This is a genomic window from Hymenobacter qilianensis (genome assembly GCF_014638675.1).
GTDB classification, from domain to species: domain Bacteria; phylum Bacteroidota; class Bacteroidia; order Cytophagales; family Hymenobacteraceae; genus Hymenobacter; species Hymenobacter qilianensis.
In genome coordinates, this window is record NZ_BMFN01000001.1 from 676,184 (window position 1) to 692,228 (window position 16,045).

The following is a 16,045-nucleotide window of genomic DNA, read 5'->3' on the forward strand; positions in this document are numbered from 1 at the left end:
AAAGAACACCAAAAAAAGTCCGAGCCTATAGAAAGCCCGGACAAGTATAATAATTCTCAATAATAGTGTAATGAATACTGACAGAGGTTAGCACACTACTGCCGCATTACGAAAAGCGTTAATATGCAAGAATAGCCTAGCTGAAGATGTGTAAATTTTCCTTTTAGAGAGCGAACCGCTCAACAGAAGCTTTCGCTACCACCCTACTAGTCAATTCCCGCACCGCGTTAGCAATACCAGTGGCGTCGAAGCCGCACTCCTTATATAATTCATCCTGAGAGCCGTGTTCTACAACTCGGTCAGGAATACCCAGGCGCTTAACAGGAACGCTGTGGCCATGGTCAACCATAAACTCCAGCACGGCAGCCCCAAAGCCGCCTTGCAGGCAGCCATCCTCTACCGTCACAATAGCTTGGTAGCGGCTGAGTACATCGGCAAGCATTGCTTCGTCTAATGGTTTAGCGAAGCGCATATCGTAGTGGCCGGCAGGAATACCTTCAGCAGCCAAAGCAGCGGTAGCCTTCACTGCGTAGTTGCCGATATGGCCGAAACTCAAGATAGCGACACCCTGCCCTTCGCGCACTACGCGGCCCGTACCAACAGTGATTTTTTGGAAAGGAGTACGCCACTTAGGCATCACGCCCTCACCTCGTGGATAGCGGATACTAAAAGGACCCATGTCGGGCTGCTGGGCGGTATACATTAGGTTACGCAGTTCCTGTTCATTCATGGGTGCCGAAACCACCATGTTGGGTACGCAACGCATAAAGGCTATGTCGTAGCAGCCGTGGTGAGTGGGACCGTCGGCACCGGCAAATCCGGCACGGTCGAGGCAGAAAACCACGTTTAGATTCTGCAATGCCACATCGTGCACTACCTGATCGTAGGCACGCTGCATAAAGGAAGAATAGATGTTGCAGAACGGTACCAAGCCCTGTGTAGCCAAGCCCGCAGAGAACGTAACAGCGTGCTGCTCGGCAATGCCCACGTCGAAGGCACGATCCGGCATGGCCTTCATCATGATATTCAGGGAGCAGCCGGAGGGCATGGCGGGCGTTACACCCATCACTTTTTCGTTTTGCTCGGCAAGTTCTACGATAGTGTGGCCGAACACATCCTGATACTTAGGTGGCTGGGGACTATCGTAGGTTTTCTTATGGATCTCACCCGTTATTTTGTCGAACAGACCAGGCGCGTGCCATAGCGTTTGGTCCTTTTCAGCTAAGGCATAGCCTTTTCCTTTTACCGTTACGCAATGCAGAATTTTGGGACCTGGAATGCTTTTCAGGTCGCGCAGAATGGTAGTCAGATGCTGCACATCGTGGCCATCCACGGGGCCGAAATAGCGGAAGTTGAGGGCCTCAAACAGATTACTTTGCTTGAGCAGCGTTGCCTTCATGGCCTGCTCTACTTTGCGGGCAATCTGCTGGGGATTCGGGCCGAACTTGCTGAGCTTGCCCAATACGTTCCACAACTCATCGCGCACTTTATTGTACGTGCGGGAGGTGGTGATGTCGGTAAGATATTCTTTGAGCGCACCCACATTGGGGTCAATGCTCATGCAGTTATCGTTAAGAATAACCAGTAGGTTAGACTTGGCAACGCCGGCATGATTGAGGGCTTCAAAGGCCATACCGGCCGTCATGGCACCATCGCCGATTACGGCGATGTGCTGACGGTCCTGCTCATTCTTGTACTCGGAAGCTACTGCCATGCCTAAGGCAGCGCCGATACTGGTGCTGCTGTGACCTACGCCAAAGGCATCGTACTCGCTTTCCTTGCGCTTGGGAAAGCCCGACATGCCGCCGTAGCGACGATTCGTAGGGAACTGGTTGCGGCGACCCGTCAGGATTTTGTGACCGTAGGCTTGGTGGCCCACATCCCACACTAGCTGGTCGTAGGGGGTGTTAAAGACATAATGCAGAGCTACCGTTAGCTCTACTACGCCAAGAGAAGCACCAAAATGCCCCCCATAAATCGAAACTGAATCAATGATGAACTGGCGCAGCTCTTGGCTTACCTGGACAAGTTGGTCCTCGCTGAGCTTCTTGAGGTCATCAGGCGAGTCAATGGCCGCCAGTAGTTCACCGGGTTCAACAATCATCTTTCAGAAAAGCAAAAAGTAAAATATAGCACCATAACCTACTAGCAATGTAAAAGGTTGGAACCGTCCAAGTTTCCTGCCGAAGTTACCAGACAAAGGTACGACTTTTCATTAGGGCCGGTTGTTGATGGAAGTCGCAAACGCTCACCTTTCTTCCACCTACTTCTAACCTCATGCGTTGGCCTCGTCCGAGGCAACACTTAACGCGTATTTGGTAGGGGCCGCTCTCATTATTGCCTACTTTTACCCCACCACCCGCCTTTTACCCATGCCGCTCACCCAGGATAGTCAGGAAAAGCAACTTCTTGATAAGCTAAAGCCTTCTCGCATCGTTCTGCCGGTTCTTATTGGCCTGAGCGTAGTAGGCTTTATGTTCTGGCGCAGCTACCGGCCAGGGGATTTGGCGCCCTTAGCAAATGCCAAGCTGCATTGGCTATTGGTGATGGTAGCAGTACTGGTAGCGCGCGATTGGGGCTACATCTACCGCATCCGACACATCTCGGAGAAAGTACTGAGCTGGCGCCAGAGCCTGGATGTGATTATGATCTGGGAATTTGCCTCCTGCGTATTGCCTTCCGCTGTGGGTGGCACCTCCGTAGCGCCGTTTCTGCTGAATAAAGAAGGAATTTCTCTCGGCAAATCACTTGCCTACGTGATGGTTACGGCATTGCTCGACAACGTTTATTATGTCGTGACGGTGCCATTGGTGGTGTGGCTGGCGGGCGATGCGCTGTACCCACACGAGGCGCTTCAGGGAGGTTTTGTAACTACCCTGAAGGTGGCTTTCGTGCTGAGCTACCTGTTGGTTTCGCTGTACTCGGGCGTAATGCTTTATGCGCTTTTTATTAATCCGCAGTCGGTTAAGCGGTTATTGGTGCGGCTGTTTTCCCTGAAAGGCTTACGGCGCTGGCGAGCCAAAGCCTATCAGCATGGCAACGAGATGGTGTGGGCCTCGGCTCAGCTCCGTGGCAACGGACCGAGATATTGGGTAGAAGCGGCCCTTTCTACGGCTTTCGTCTGGACGGCTCGCTACTTGGTAATCGGTTGCATTATTGCTGCCTTTGTGGATCTAAGCTGGGGGGAATTTGGTCTGATTTTCAGCCGCAACCTGATCTATAAAGTGGTGCTACTGGTGGCCATTACGCCGGGTGGCGCGGGCATTGCGGAGGGCGCTTTCCCCACCTTTTTTGGCAAGTTTATCGGCACGCCCACCATGACAAATTTTGTGGTTCTGCTGTATCGTATTGTTACGTATTACCTGTATCTGGTGCTGGGGGCCATTTTCCTGCCCCGCTGGGTAGCCCGGGTATTCGGCCGAAATCAGGTAAAGAAGGTCATGAACTCCTAAAGCAAAAAAGCCCCCCAGTGTACTACTGGGGGGCTTTTTTATAAGTAAGCGAAATCCGATTACTCAGACTCCAGCATCATTTGCTCGCCATTTACGCCGCGCAACGTGATTTTGTCGTCCGTCAGGTTTACCACATCAAAGCTCATGGATGTAGTGCCGCCGTCGGGGGTAAGGGTGATTTTCTTGCCGGGCTGATCGAAGGTGTACTTGCCCTGCATTGACTGCTGAGGCGACGTCATGTTGAAGTTACCGTTGGCGTAGAAACGCAGCTCAGTATCTTTATCAGCATCGGTTTGGGCCACTTTGTCGCCGCTGGCAGTGGTTTCTTTATCCGTTTTCCAGACCTTGCTTTCGGTGCCATACAGCATATTGGTTTCACCAACTTTGTCTTTCTGGCTACAAGCAGCCGTGAATAGCGACAACAGCATAATGAGGCTGGCCAAATAGCGGAAAGGAAGTGCAATAGTTTTCATGAGGAGTGACCTTAGGGTTAACGAAAAATGGAAAGGAGCGACTTCAGCTGGTCCTATATTCCAGCAAAGCAATGTTGCGCTTCTTACGCGCCTCGCCGGAAAGAGTTAACAACGGATAAGCCTTTTTGAGACCCGCAACTTATTTTCAGTGGGGGCGTAATACGGCGTGACAGCATAGCTATCAAGCACATGCGCCTTTTTCTCCTTAATCAACCACGACTATGGGACTGTTCGATTTCTTAACCAATAAAGGCGACGAAAAACCGGTTCAGCCGGCTGCCAACCCTAACCAGAAGGCTAATACTGACTTCTTTGGCAACGCCAACCAGCCCGCTGCCCCTACGGCCGCTCAAGGCACGCAATACACAGTAGTTAGCGGCGATTCACTTTCTAAAATCGCGAAGAAGCACTACGGTGACGCCGCTAAGTGGCACCAGATTTATGACGCCAACAAGTCAACCATTGGTTCGAACCCCGATCATATCGAAGTAGGCCAGGTTTTGACCTTGCCCCAAGCTTAAGTACACCCGAGGCTAAATTGTAGTCAAAAAGCCCCCCAGCAAAATGTTGGGGGGCTTTTTTGCTTGTTACTCATTGAGTTAGCCTCCGTAAAAACTTTTTATTGCATTTGGCGTTCTCATTTCGAACTGTACATTTGCACTTACCAACCCGGTACTCCTCGTTATCGACGAGACAGTTTTTCAGATTTTATACAGAAGCGGCGAGAGAACAGGCTCCCTGACCCGCTGGCAACCTTCATTGTTTTGAAAGGTGCCAATTCCTGCCCGTTCGGCCATTTTGCCAGCGGGAGATATAAGCTGAGTGCCATGAAAAACACTGCTTTTTCCTTCTTACTTCACCCGTTTGTCCCGGCTGCTTCCTTGCGCCTTGGTTGGCTTGCGGGTTTCTGCGTTTTGCCCCCTGCCGTTGGCAGTTATGAGGCTACGCGAATGTGCTGTTGTTGCGCATGCTGTTGCTAAGCTGGCTTCCGGTTTAGACCCTTTCCTCTTTAGTCGTTTCAAAACCGTGTCGCACGCTGGGCTTTATGCTCGCTCCGACGGTAGGTTTTCGCCCGTCTCTGTCTAGCTCTTTTGGCTACGGAGCCCGCTCAGCTTGCCGCCTCCTGCGGCCCTGATGCGCCTAACTATCTGCATCTTCTCATCTCTTCCTAGTTCAAATAAAACTCAATCAGACTTACTATGTCCACGCAAAACCTGCACTTCGAAACGCTCCAACTACACGCTGGCCAGCAGCCCGATCCCACTACTGGCTCGCGCGCCGTTCCTCTCTACCAGACCACTTCTTACGTGTTTAAAAACGCTGAACACGGGGCTAATCTATTTGCCCTTAAGGAGTTCGGCAACATTTATACGCGCCTCATGAACCCCACCACCGATGTGTTTGAGCAACGGGTGGCAGCCTTGGAAGGTGGCGTGGCCGCGTTGGCTACCAGTTCGGGGCAGGCAGCCCAGTTTCTGGCGCTGAACAACATCCTACAGGGCGGCGATAACTTCGTGAGCACCCAGCACCTCTACGGTGGTACCTACAACCAATTCAAGGTGGCTTTCAAGCGCTTAGGTATCGAAGCCCGCTTTGCCGATGGCGACACCCCCGAAAGCTTTGAGGCACTGATCGACGACAACACCAAGGCGCTTTACCTCGAAACCATTGGCAATCCCAGCTTCAGCATCCCCGATTTTGAGCGCATTGCTGCCATTGCTGACAAGCACGACCTACCCCTCATCGTTGATAACACGTTCGGCGCGGGCGGTTACTTGTTTCGCCCCCTGGAGCACGGCGCGCACATCGTGGTAGAGTCGGCCACAAAATGGATTGGCGGCCACGGCACCAGCATTGGCGGCGTGATTGTGGACGGGGGCAAATACGACTTCGGCAACGGCAAGTTTCCGCAGTTTACGGAGCCATCAGAAGGCTACCACGGCCTCGTCTTCAACGATGTCTTCGGCAAAGGCGGACCGTTTGGCAACATTGCCTTTATCATTAGGGCACGGGTAGAAGGCCTGCGCGATTTTGGTCCTGCTATTAGCCCCTTCAACTCATTCCTGCTGTTGCAAGGCCTCGAAACCCTGTCGTTGCGCGTAGACCGGACGGTAGAAAATGCGCAAAAGCTGGCCGAATGGCTGGAACAGCATCCGCAGGTGGAAGCCGTAAATTACCCGGGCTTGAAAAGCAGCCGCTACCACACCTTAGCCCAGAAATACCTGAAGCGCGGCGCAGGTGGCGTACTGACTTTCAGCATAAAAGGCAGCAAAGAAACAGCCACGCACTTCATCGACAACTTAAAGCTGGTGAGTCATCTGGCTAACGTGGGCGATGCGAAAACGCTGATCATTCAGCCCGCTGCCACTACCCACCAGCAGCTCTCCGATCAGGAGCAAATAGCGGCTGGCGTGACGCCCACGCTGCTGCGCATTTCTCTGGGCTTGGAGCACATCGAAGACATCAAAGCTGACCTGCAGAACGCCTTCGACGCGGTAGCGGAAAAAGCCCCCCAGCGTCAGCAAAGCGAAAGCGACGCGCTCCCAGAGCCAGCTCTCGAACACCCCGTAGTGCTGGAAGTATAACTGCGGCAAGCAGAAAGTACGGAGCGCGGCCGTTGCAGCAACCGGCGCTCCGTTTTCCAGTCCTACGGTTTGGCGGGGTGACAAGGTAGAAACGGAAGAAAGATACCGCCTTGCCCATCCTTCAATAGCTCCCGAACCAACCCCCTGATCGGGTTAACCTCACTCGGTTTGGGAGCTATTGAAAATCTGCTTTACCATTCGTCATGAGTCTGACTGCTGTATTGGCAGCTTCAACAATCCCCTCTTGGCTCGGGAATCCGCTAGCGTCGCATGACTGATTATCAGATGTTTATTCTTCCCGCGCCGCTTCAGCTCGAAAGTGGCGCCACCTTGCCTCAGGTGCAGATAGCTTACCAGACCTATGGAACGCTGAATGCCGCCCGCGACAATGTGGTATGGGTATGCCATGCGCTTACGGCCAACGCTGATGTGCTCAGCTGGTGGCCCGGTCTGTTTGGTAATAACTGCTACTTCGATCCGGCAAATCATTTCATCGTATGCGCCAACATATTGGGCTCCTGCTACGGATCTTCCGGCCCGCTCACCCCCACCGATTCGCAGGAACGGCTCTACCATAATTTTCCGCTGCTTACCGTGCGCGATATGGTCGCGGCGCACGAAGCGTTGCGCCAGCATTTGGGTATAGGCCATATTCACACGCTGATTGGCGGCTCATTAGGTGGGCAGCAGGCATTGGAGTGGGCGATTCAGCGACCCACTGTGTTCGAGCACCTTGTTGTGCTGGCTACCAACGCGCAGCATTCGCCCTGGGGCATTGCTTTTAACGAAGCGCAGCGCCTGGCCATTTTCGCCGACCCTACTTACCAGTCGGCCACGCCGACTGGGGGGCAATTTGGCTTAAAAGCAGCCCGCGCCATAGCCCTGCTCAGCTACCGCAGCTACGAGGCATATGGCAATACCCAGCATGAACCCGAGGAAAACAAAATCACGGATTTTCGGGCCAGCTCTTATCAGCAATATCAGGGCGATAAGCTAGTGGCGCGCTTCAATGCGTACACCTATGTGGCGCTGTCCAGAGCGATGGACTCGCATAATGTGGGCCGAGGCCGAGGGGGCGTACCTGCTGCGCTGGGCCAGATCAGGGCTCGCACGTTGGTGCTAAGCATCACGTCTGATGTATTATTTCCACCCAGTGAGCAGCAGCTTTTGGCTCGCCACATCCCCGGCGCTATCTACGCCGAAATGGATTCCGGCTACGGCCACGATGGCTTTCTGATCGAAACCGCCCAAATCACTCAGTTCCTCGAAAGCTTCTACGTGCAGAAGCTCGCGCAGAAATGCGCCTTAAGCGTTTCACAGCCGCTGGGGGCAAATATGCTGGCATCTGGCAGCTCAGCTCGCACCTAAACTGTCTTTGAGCTTTACTTCTGTCCCAGCCAGCTTTCGGGGTTCAGGTTGGAGCTGTTGCGCCACACCTGAAACTGTAGCTCCGACGTACCCTCCGAATTGGTGTACACAGTCCCGATTGACTGCTTGGCCTGCACTTGGTCGCCCTCACTTACGCTTACGCTGCGCAGCTTGGCATACACGGTGAAGTACTCTCCGTGCTGCACCATCACGATGTTATTCATGCCCGCAATACTGGTAACGGTAAGCACTTTACCGGCTGAAACAGCTCGCACAGCTTCTCCGGCGCTTGTTTGGATATCGACGCCGCGGTTCTCAACAATCACGTTTTTTAGCACTGGATGCGCATGACGGCCGAAGTGCTGAGAAATAAATCCGCGGGCTACAGGCCACAGCATGCGCCCCCTGTTCTCGGCAAATGATGAGGAAATACTGGCTATTTCGGGTGTGAGCGTAATGCGGTCGACGCGGGTAGCGGCCGCTTCGGCTGCCGGACTGGTGCGGGCGGTACTGCCAGGGCTACTGCTACCAGCTGCGGCACGTTCGGCGGCCGCTTTTGCGGCTGCTTTGGCTGCGGCCACCCGGGCAGCTCGGGCTATCTCTTCACGCACTCGCTGAGCAATCAAATTATCCAGCTTCCTGACGGCTTCCTGACGATTGGCCAGCTCTTGGCGCAGGTTTTCCTCCTGGCGGCTCAGCTTCGTAACTACCTGGTCCTGCTGCACCTTCAATGTGCTGAGGTTGCGGTTCTCGGCCAGCTGCGTAGTAAGCAAACTGCTTTTTTCCTGCTTCTTCTCCGTCAGGCCCGTAAGCTGGCGGTTGAGGCGCTGCTGTACGCTCGTAATTTGAGCCGCCTGCGTTTTGCGTACCTCCGAGTACTGCCGAACATAGCGCATGCGCAGCATGAGTTGGTTGAACGACTCGGCCGCAAACAAAAACATGAGGCGGTTGTAGCTATTGGCCGTTTTGGAGGACGCGTAGATCAGCCGGGCATATTCGCTCTTGAGCTGCTCCAGACTCTGCTGCGTTTGCTGCACCTGGGTTTCTGTCTGCCGTACATCCGACTCAATGTACTTCAGCTCCGAGGAGATGTTGCGGATTACGCCCTTCTGCACGTCCAGCTTTTCTTTGAGCGCATTCAGCTGACCAAGCGAAGCCTCTTTCTGCTTTTGTGTCTGACTCAAAATGCGGCTGGCTTCCCGAATCCGGCGCAGGTTAGCTAACCGCTCGCGTTCCAGCTGTGCTTTCGATTTAGTGGTGCTTTTCCGGACAGGGGCTTTGCGCGTGGTTGTTTTTTTACTGCGCTGCTGAGCCACCGATGGCGCAGCCTGCACCAACATCAATCCCAATAGCAGCCAGCAAAGCCAGTGCTTACTTTTTGCGTACATAGCCCGAAGGTACCGAGAACGGGAAATCCAAACGCTCGGTGTCTACGTCCACATTGCGATAGTTAATAGCGGCCGATGAGTTGGTCTTACCATTGGCCTGCTGCACCTGAACCACCGTATTATGAGCAAAACTCTGATTAGTAGGCATCAACGTGCGAAAGTCAGAGTAATCTACCAGCAGATTATTTTTACTGGCATCATCACGCACGCTGAGCTTTTGTAGCTTACCCAGGCTCATTTCAATAAGCTGCTCAATAAATAAACTGGCTTGGTTGTACTGTATGCGCTGCGTAGCTCCCTCCGTCGTTATTGTGGGCTCCGTTCCGTTGGTGGCGGGCAGGTAGTTGCCAAGCAGCAAAGCTTGAACCTGAGCAAAGGAAACAGGCACGTTAAGCTGACGACTTAAGTAGGCAAAATCACCTACATAATATTCGTGCTGCAGCTTATTCAGTACCCGAACCGAATCTTGGGTAATGGAAGCGCGCACGCCCTCAAATCCAGCCACCGATACCGATAACCAGATCACGCTATCGCGGCGCATGCGAAGCGTCAGATTCGCATTGGGGAGCTTATTGCCGTTTTGCTCAATCTGAGCTTTGCCCTTGGCCGAGAGGTACCGAAACTCTACGTTGTTGGCCTTAACTGCATTGGCAGTTGGTGGAATAACAGTTTTGGCGGGAATGGCCTTGCGGGCGCAGCTTCCCAGGATAATGAGGACTACAAAAAGCAGCAAAAAGCGGTTACTCATACAATTTTTGGTCTTTGATCTTGCGGACGATGAACGCCGATGCGCCGCCGGCCTTTTGGGCGCGTTGCCACTGAGTCACGGCCTTGTCTTTTTCGCCCAGTTGAAATAACACATCCCCGTAATGCTCTATTACAGTGGCATCAGTAGTCGTCTTGAGGGCCTTTTCCAGCGCTTGCTTGGCCCCTTGGTAATCCTTAAGCTTGTATAAAACCCAAGCGTACGTATCCAGGTAGGTATCATTGTCAGGAAACTGCTTAACTAGCTTACCCGACATTTCCTTCGCCTTTTCCAGCTTATCGCCTCTCAACGATAGATAGTAGCTGTAATTGTTCAGCGCCTGCGCATTGTTGGCATCAAAGCTCAACGCAGCCTCGTAGGCAGCATCCGACTTGGCATACTCTTTCAACTCGTGGTAAGCATCGCCCAGCTGCGTGTCAAACTGCGATAGTAGCTCCGGATTGTCAGTGGCCAGCTTCCGCCCATATTCAAGTGACTTCACGCCTTTTACTGGCTGCTTGTCTAGAATATAAGCTACCCCGTTGTAGAACCACATGGCAGCCTGGTTGGGGAAAAGCTCCAAAGCCCGCTCGGTGTGACGCAAGAGAGAATCCGTTTGGTTTAGCTCCGCGTCAATCAGCACGACTTGCTGCCAAAGCAGAAACTTGGAATCGTCGAGCTGAATGGCCTGCAAATAAGCCTCCCGCCCAGCAGCCTTATGGCCCGTGATAGTTTGTAAATCGCCAGCTACTGAAAACGCTTTGGCTTCCTTTGGGTGAACTTTGGTAGTAATAGTTGCCAGATCAAGGGCCGTTTGCTCGATAGCTGGATTAGGCAGTTGCTTGATGTAATCAACCAGGATGCGCACCTTATCATCTATGTCGAGCGCCGGGCTGGCAAAGGCCAGCTTGATCTGCTTGGCCGACTCCACTGAGTTGCCTTGTATGCGATAGACATCCGCCAGAATCATGCGGGCCTGCGGATTATCTGGGTCTTGCTTCAGCGCCTGCTCACTTAGCCGAATAGCATCAGTGAAACGATTATTGGAAGCATACATCTCTGCCTGCGCCAGCACATAGCGCACCTCTTCCGGGTTGGTCTTTATGAGGACCTCGCCCTCCTGGAGGGCTTTTTCTAAGTTATTCTGCTTGAGATATATCTGCTGCTTCTTGAAAGAGACCTCATCAAGGGGGCCAAATTTCTTCTCTGCTTGCTCGAATGTAGCCAGCGCCTCATTCAGCTTGCCCTGAGCCATGTATAAGTCGGCCAGATTGAACAGATAGTAATCAGAATCTGGTACTTCCTTGATCAGGCTGGTATACACCTGCGTAGCCTTATCAAACTGCTTCTGCGAAGTATATACCTGCGCCAGCAGCAAGTAGTAATAAGCATTCTGGGGGGCATATCTGACGGCGGCCTGCGCAAAGTTAGTGGCATCTTTCAGATTGCCGCTCAGCAAGTTCGTCTCGGCTATCTTGTAGTTGATGGCTGCGTTGGTAGGGTTCAGTGCGTAGGCTTTCAGCAGGCGCTCCAACGCTTTATTGTAGTCTTCCAGCAGCACATACTTCACCCCATCCACGAAGTAAGACTCGCTCATGTCCCGGTCGCGGTCCGATAAGTTTGCTCCTACCCGAAGCTGGGCAGCCTCTACTTCCGCGCGCCGGCTAAGTTCCTTCTTCTCCCGTCGGCTAAGCTTACGCGGCTTTTCCGGTTTCTCAGACTTTTTACTAGGCGCATCCTTTTTGGCGGGCGCAGATTGCTGCGCCCACGCCGGAACGGCAAACAGCAGGCTGATCAGCAAAAAAACAAGGGCAGAAATACGACTCATGGACGCAAGAGCGCGGACCAATAATCCGCTGTTCAGAAGGTACTAAAACGAAGCAGGCTTCGCACTAAACAAACCAGCGAACATAAGTCCGCGCTATTGCTAACGTCCGAGAGGCGGAAAATGTCACACGCGCAGCGTGTTATAGTCGCCAAGGCTCAAATCATGAGGCACACCGGTAACGGTAGCGTGGTTGCCAATCATAGAATTGGTCACGTTGGTGTTCAATACAGTAGCCGATTCCTGCACGATTGAGTTAGAAACAACTGATTGGCGCACGTTGGCATTGTTGCCCAATGAAACGTGCGGGCCAACCACTGAATCAGTAATCTTCACATTCTCACCAATATACACTGGTGGAATCACGATGGAATTGGTCAGAGTAGCCGATTCAGATACCAGCTTTTCGCCCCGCTCCTGCAAGTACTCCAGGTAGCGCTGATTGGTAAACACCGTGGCGTCCTTGTTACCGCAGTCGAGCCACTCGGTTACGCGGCCGGGCACGAAGGTTGTGCCCTTGTTTTTCATGTTTTCGAGGGCATTGGTAAGCTGAAACTCGCCTTTGTCCTTGATATCATTGTCGAGCAAGAATTGTAACTCGTCGCGCAGATAGTCGCCATCCTGGAAATAGTAGATGCCGATAATGGCCAGATCTGACACAAACTCTGTGGGCTTTTCTACGAAGTCCGTAATCTGGCCATGGTCATCCAGCTTCACCACGCCAAAGGGCTTCGGGTCGTCGACGCGCTGTACCCAGATGGTACCGGCAGCGGAGCTATCCAGCGTAAAATCGGCTTTAAACAAAGTGTCGGCAAAAGCTACTACGAGCGGTCCGCTGAGCGAGTCCTTCGCACACAGAATAGCATGAGCAGTACCCAGGGGCTCATCCTGATAGTAAATAGAGCCTTTGGCCCCTACCGACTCGGCAATTTTCACCAAGCTTTTCTCTACTGTCTCGCCAAAGCGTCCGATGATAAAAGCCACCTCTTCTACTTGCTCTCCACAAACTTTCGCGATGTCCTCCACGAGGCGCTGCACGATTGGCTTGCCCGCAATCGGAATCAGAGGCTTAGGAACGGTGAGTGTGTGGGGGCGCATGCGCTTGCCCATGCCGGCCATCGGGACGATGATTTTCATGTAGTAGGTTGTTTGGGTTGCTAGTTTGAGTTGATCGGAATGTATACTAACTGAAATACTGTAGTTGGGTTGCTTCCGCTGGGATTTAACGTTCGCAAAGTCAATGCTAATTAACTCCGGTGCTGCCGTAGCCACCCGTTCCGCGCGTGGTTTCGCTTAGCGTGGCAGCTTCCTGCCAAACGGCCGTTTCGTGGCGGGCTACTACCAACTGAGCAATGCGCTCCCCATCCTGCACCACAAACTCTTCATCTGAGAGGTTGACCAGCAGCACTTTCAGCTCGCCGCGGTAATCGGCGTCGATGGTGCCAGGACTGTTGACGATGCCGATGCCGTGCTTAAAAGCCAAGCCGCTGCGGGGCCGTACCTGTACCTCATAGCCCACGGGAATCTCCATGAAAAGCCCCGTTGGAATGAGGGCACGCTGCAAAGGGTGCAGCGTAACGGGTTCTGAAAGATAAGCGCGCACGTCCATGCCCGCGGCATGAGCAGTCTGGTAAGCTGGCAATGGATGCGTAGAGCGATTAATAATAGGAATCAGCATGCGACAAATATAGCCCGAACAGCAGAGTAAACGATTTGGGGGCAACTAAACGAATATAAGGCACTCGCTGCTAAAAGCGAAGTGTAAAAGCGACGGTCTGAGAGTTGATATCATGTCTGGGGGGCTTTTTTGCGACTCCCGGCCGTTGTGCTAAGCCTGCTTCACCTGGGGCCTGGTCTTACGCGTCAGGTCGGCGCGCTCAACTAAAAAAATGCCCCCCACAAACCCTAAGCACACTACCAAATGAAAAGCATGCCGCAGCCAGTAGTCTTCGATATTGATAAACCACGTGGCGGCTACCAGCCCGACAGCCAGCAGCAGCCACACACTAATACGCAGCACCGGATAGGGTATGGGGAAGTAGCGGTTGCCCAGCCACCAGCAGATAGCCGCCATCGTAAAGTAGCACGCCAGCGTGGCAAGGGCGCTGCCCATGTAACCTAATATCGGGATGAGCAGCAGGTTGAGCACGACAGTCAGTATGGCGCCGCCAACACTGATATAGGTACCGAAGTAGGTTCTATCGGTGAGCTTAAACCAGACCGACAAATTGTAATAAACACCTAAAAATAAGTTTGCGAGCAGCAAAACCGGCACTATCGCCAGGCCCGTGCGGTACTCAGGACTACGCAGCAGCAAACCAAAGTCTTCGATAAAAACGCTGATGACCACGAAAATAACGGCGCAGCAGAGCGTAAACCACTTTAAAACGACAGCAAACGTAGCCGGCGAGTTTTTGTCATCTGCCTGAGAAAAGAAGAAAGGCTCGGCCGCATAGCGGAAGGCCTGAATGACCAGCGACATAAAAATGGCCAGCTTGTAGCAGGCACCGTAGATTCCGACGGCCGTCAGGTTGCTTTGTCCGGGATAAAAGCCTTCGGGCAGCCAGTACTTGAGCAGAATACGGTCGACTACCTCGTTTACCATGCCCGCTAAGCCCATCAACATCAGCGGGTAAGCGTATTGCAGCATAGGCCGCAGCGGCGCCAGATTCAGGCGGAAGCGAAAGTCCAGCAGTTCGCGCCAGAGCAGCGGAATGTACAGGGCATTGGCTATCAGATTAATCAAAAAGATATAGCCAACGCCTAACTCCGGATTGTAGATGCGCGCCACCAAGGGCCGCAACTCGGGAAGCATGCGTCCCTCGTACACATCGCGGCAGAAAACGATGAAAAACAAGGATAAACCTACATTCACCAGGGTATTGGTGAAGCGAATAGCGGCAAACTTCTTAGCTTTATTCTCTAAGCGCAGCCGGGCGAACGGCACGGCCACTATGGCATCGAGGCCCAGCACCAAAGCAAGCCACACGATGTAGGTGGTGCGGTCGGGGTAGCGGAGGGCATCGGCTAACGGACCAGATAGTAGCACCAGAAATGCGCTGAGCAACAGGCTACTAGTTAGTAGCATGCTCATCACCTGGTTATATAGCTGGCGGCGGTCGGTGCCCGGACGGTTGGCAAAGCGGAAGTAAGCCGTTTCCATTCCGTAGGTGAATACGATATTCAGGAAGGCCACGTAAGCATACAGATCCGTAACGATACCATACTCGCTAGGTGCAAACCGAGCCGTATACAGCGGCACCAGGGCGAACGTAAGCGCCCGCCCCAGTATGCTGCTAAGGCCGTACACAGCCGTCTGGCTGGCCAGCTTTTTGGCGACGCTCATGCTAGCTTAATTTCCCGTGAAAGCGGCTGGGCGCTTATCGAGGAAAGCGCTGGTGCCCTCGCGGAAGTCGTCGGAGCCGCAGCACCGGCTGAAAGAGTTGGCTTCGGTCTGGTAGCCGTGGCGCTCAGGATCGTAAAATGCATTCACGCAGTCAATCACTAAGCCCACGGCTAAGGGAGCTTTGCTGAGGATGCGCATGAGCAGCAGCTGGCAAAAGCCCAACAGCTCGGCCTGGGGCACTACATGATTTACTAAACCCAAGCGCAGGGCTTCGTCGGCTTTGATGGGGTCGCCGGTGAGCATCATTTCCAACGCTTTGCCTTTGCCTACTAATTGGGCCAAGCGCTGGGTGCCGCCGTAGCCCGGAATCAATCCTAGGTTTACTTCAGGCTGCCCAAAGCGGGCGTTTTCGCTGGCTACCCGCAGATGGCAGGCCATAGCCAACTCAGCGCCGCCACCCAAAGCAAAGCCATTGACGGCGGCAATAACGGGCTTCGTGCTTTCCTCAATCAGGGCAAAGGCATCCTGACCCTGCTCGGCAAAGCGGCGGCCACTGATTTCGTTCAGCCCCGCCAGCTCGGCAATATCGGCACCGGCCACAAAGGCCTTTTCGCCGCTTCCCGTCATAATTATTCCTCGCACCTGCTCATCATCAAGAGCTTGCTGCATGGCTCCGTGGATATCACTGATGGTGGCGCTATTCAAGGCATTGAGCTTCGTGGGCCTGTTCAGGGTGATGGTAAGAATACCCGAAGCGGTATCGAGGTCTAGAAGGAGATTGTCGAAAGTAGTCATGGTGGTGGGGCAGGGCAAAACAGAATGGCCGCAAAGATAAAGCAAAACCATTGGGGCACTATTCTCCG

At 53.3% G+C, this 16,045-nt stretch carries 13 protein-coding genes and 1 riboswitch; of the genes, 4 read left to right on the forward strand and 9 right to left on the reverse strand.

The genetic code is table 11. From position 1 onward, the window contains the following. Nucleotides 1–163 precede the first annotated feature (163 nt). On the reverse strand, nucleotides 164–2,104 hold the full coding sequence (gene dxs, locus IEW06_RS02855; RefSeq protein WP_187733996.1) for a 1-deoxy-D-xylulose-5-phosphate synthase: 1,941 nt from the start codon (nucleotides 2,102–2,104) through the stop codon (nucleotides 164–166). Nucleotides 2,105–2,282: 178 nt separating this feature from the next. Between dxs and IEW06_RS02860 the strand changes: the two genes are divergently transcribed. Beyond that, nucleotides 2,283–3,452 (forward strand): lysylphosphatidylglycerol synthase transmembrane domain-containing protein, encoded by a 1,170-nt coding sequence (locus IEW06_RS02860; RefSeq protein ID WP_223284850.1) that lies wholly within the window; start codon nucleotides 2,283–2,285, stop codon nucleotides 3,450–3,452. 59 nt (nucleotides 3,453–3,511) lie between these two features. On the opposite strand, the gene IEW06_RS20665 is transcribed toward IEW06_RS02860, so the two are convergent. Further along, entirely contained in the window at nucleotides 3,512–3,925 is a 414-nt protein-coding gene (locus IEW06_RS20665) for a hypothetical protein (RefSeq protein ID WP_187309790.1), read from the reverse strand. A gap of 221 nt (nucleotides 3,926–4,146) precedes the next feature. Between IEW06_RS20665 and IEW06_RS02870 the strand changes: the two genes are divergently transcribed. The 3 genes from IEW06_RS02870 (at nucleotide 4,147) to IEW06_RS02880 (ending at nucleotide 7,878) form a co-directional block, all read left to right on the forward strand. Beyond that, nucleotides 4,147–4,446 carry a LysM peptidoglycan-binding domain-containing protein gene (locus IEW06_RS02870; RefSeq protein ID WP_187309789.1) on the forward strand — a complete coding sequence of 100 codons (300 nt, stop codon included), beginning with the start codon at nucleotides 4,147–4,149 and terminating at the stop codon, nucleotides 4,444–4,446. Between the two features lie 184 nt (nucleotides 4,447–4,630). Next, nucleotides 4,631–4,745: riboswitch (SAM riboswitch) on the forward strand. 379 nt (nucleotides 4,746–5,124) lie between these two features. Further along, nucleotides 5,125–6,510, forward strand: a complete 1,386-nt coding sequence (locus IEW06_RS02875) for an O-acetylhomoserine aminocarboxypropyltransferase/cysteine synthase family protein (RefSeq protein ID WP_187733994.1) — start codon at nucleotides 5,125–5,127, stop codon at nucleotides 6,508–6,510. A gap of 270 nt (nucleotides 6,511–6,780) precedes the next feature. Beyond that, nucleotides 6,781–7,878, forward strand: a complete 1,098-nt coding sequence (locus tag IEW06_RS02880) for a homoserine O-acetyltransferase family protein (RefSeq protein WP_188547393.1) — start codon at nucleotides 6,781–6,783, stop codon at nucleotides 7,876–7,878. Nucleotides 7,879–7,892: 14 nt separating this feature from the next. On the opposite strand, the gene IEW06_RS02885 is transcribed toward IEW06_RS02880, so the two are convergent. The 7 genes from IEW06_RS02885 to IEW06_RS02915 form a co-directional block, all read right to left on the reverse strand. After that, complete coding sequence (locus tag IEW06_RS02885) at nucleotides 7,893–9,266, reverse strand: murein hydrolase activator EnvC family protein (protein WP_187733993.1); 1,374 nt, start codon at nucleotides 9,264–9,266, stop codon at nucleotides 7,893–7,895. After that, complete coding sequence (gene lolB1, locus IEW06_RS02890) at nucleotides 9,250–10,014, reverse strand: lipoprotein insertase outer membrane protein LolB1 (RefSeq protein ID WP_187733992.1); 765 nt, start codon at nucleotides 10,012–10,014, stop codon at nucleotides 9,250–9,252. Before lolB1 ends, IEW06_RS02885 begins: the two co-directional genes overlap by 17 nt. Further along, on the reverse strand, nucleotides 10,007–11,839 hold the full coding sequence (locus tag IEW06_RS02895; protein WP_188547395.1) for a tetratricopeptide repeat protein: 1,833 nt from the start codon (nucleotides 11,837–11,839) through the stop codon (nucleotides 10,007–10,009). Before IEW06_RS02895 ends, lolB1 begins: the two co-directional genes overlap by 8 nt. 123 nt (nucleotides 11,840–11,962) lie before the next feature. After that, nucleotides 11,963–12,973, reverse strand: a complete 1,011-nt coding sequence (locus IEW06_RS02900; protein WP_187733989.1) for a sugar phosphate nucleotidyltransferase — start codon at nucleotides 12,971–12,973, stop codon at nucleotides 11,963–11,965. A gap of 106 nt (nucleotides 12,974–13,079) precedes the next feature. Beyond that, nucleotides 13,080–13,514, reverse strand: coding sequence for a dUTP diphosphatase (gene dut, locus IEW06_RS02905; protein ID WP_187733988.1), 435 nt, complete (start codon nucleotides 13,512–13,514; stop codon nucleotides 13,080–13,082). A gap of 150 nt (nucleotides 13,515–13,664) precedes the next feature. Beyond that, nucleotides 13,665–15,182 carry a lipopolysaccharide biosynthesis protein gene (locus IEW06_RS02910; RefSeq protein WP_187733987.1) on the reverse strand — a complete coding sequence of 506 codons (1,518 nt, stop codon included), beginning with the start codon at nucleotides 15,180–15,182 and terminating at the stop codon, nucleotides 13,665–13,667. Between the two features lie 6 nt (nucleotides 15,183–15,188). Then, nucleotides 15,189–15,977 (reverse strand): enoyl-CoA hydratase/isomerase family protein, encoded by a 789-nt coding sequence (locus IEW06_RS02915; protein WP_187733986.1) that lies wholly within the window; start codon nucleotides 15,975–15,977, stop codon nucleotides 15,189–15,191. Nucleotides 15,978–16,045: the final 68 nt, after the last annotated feature.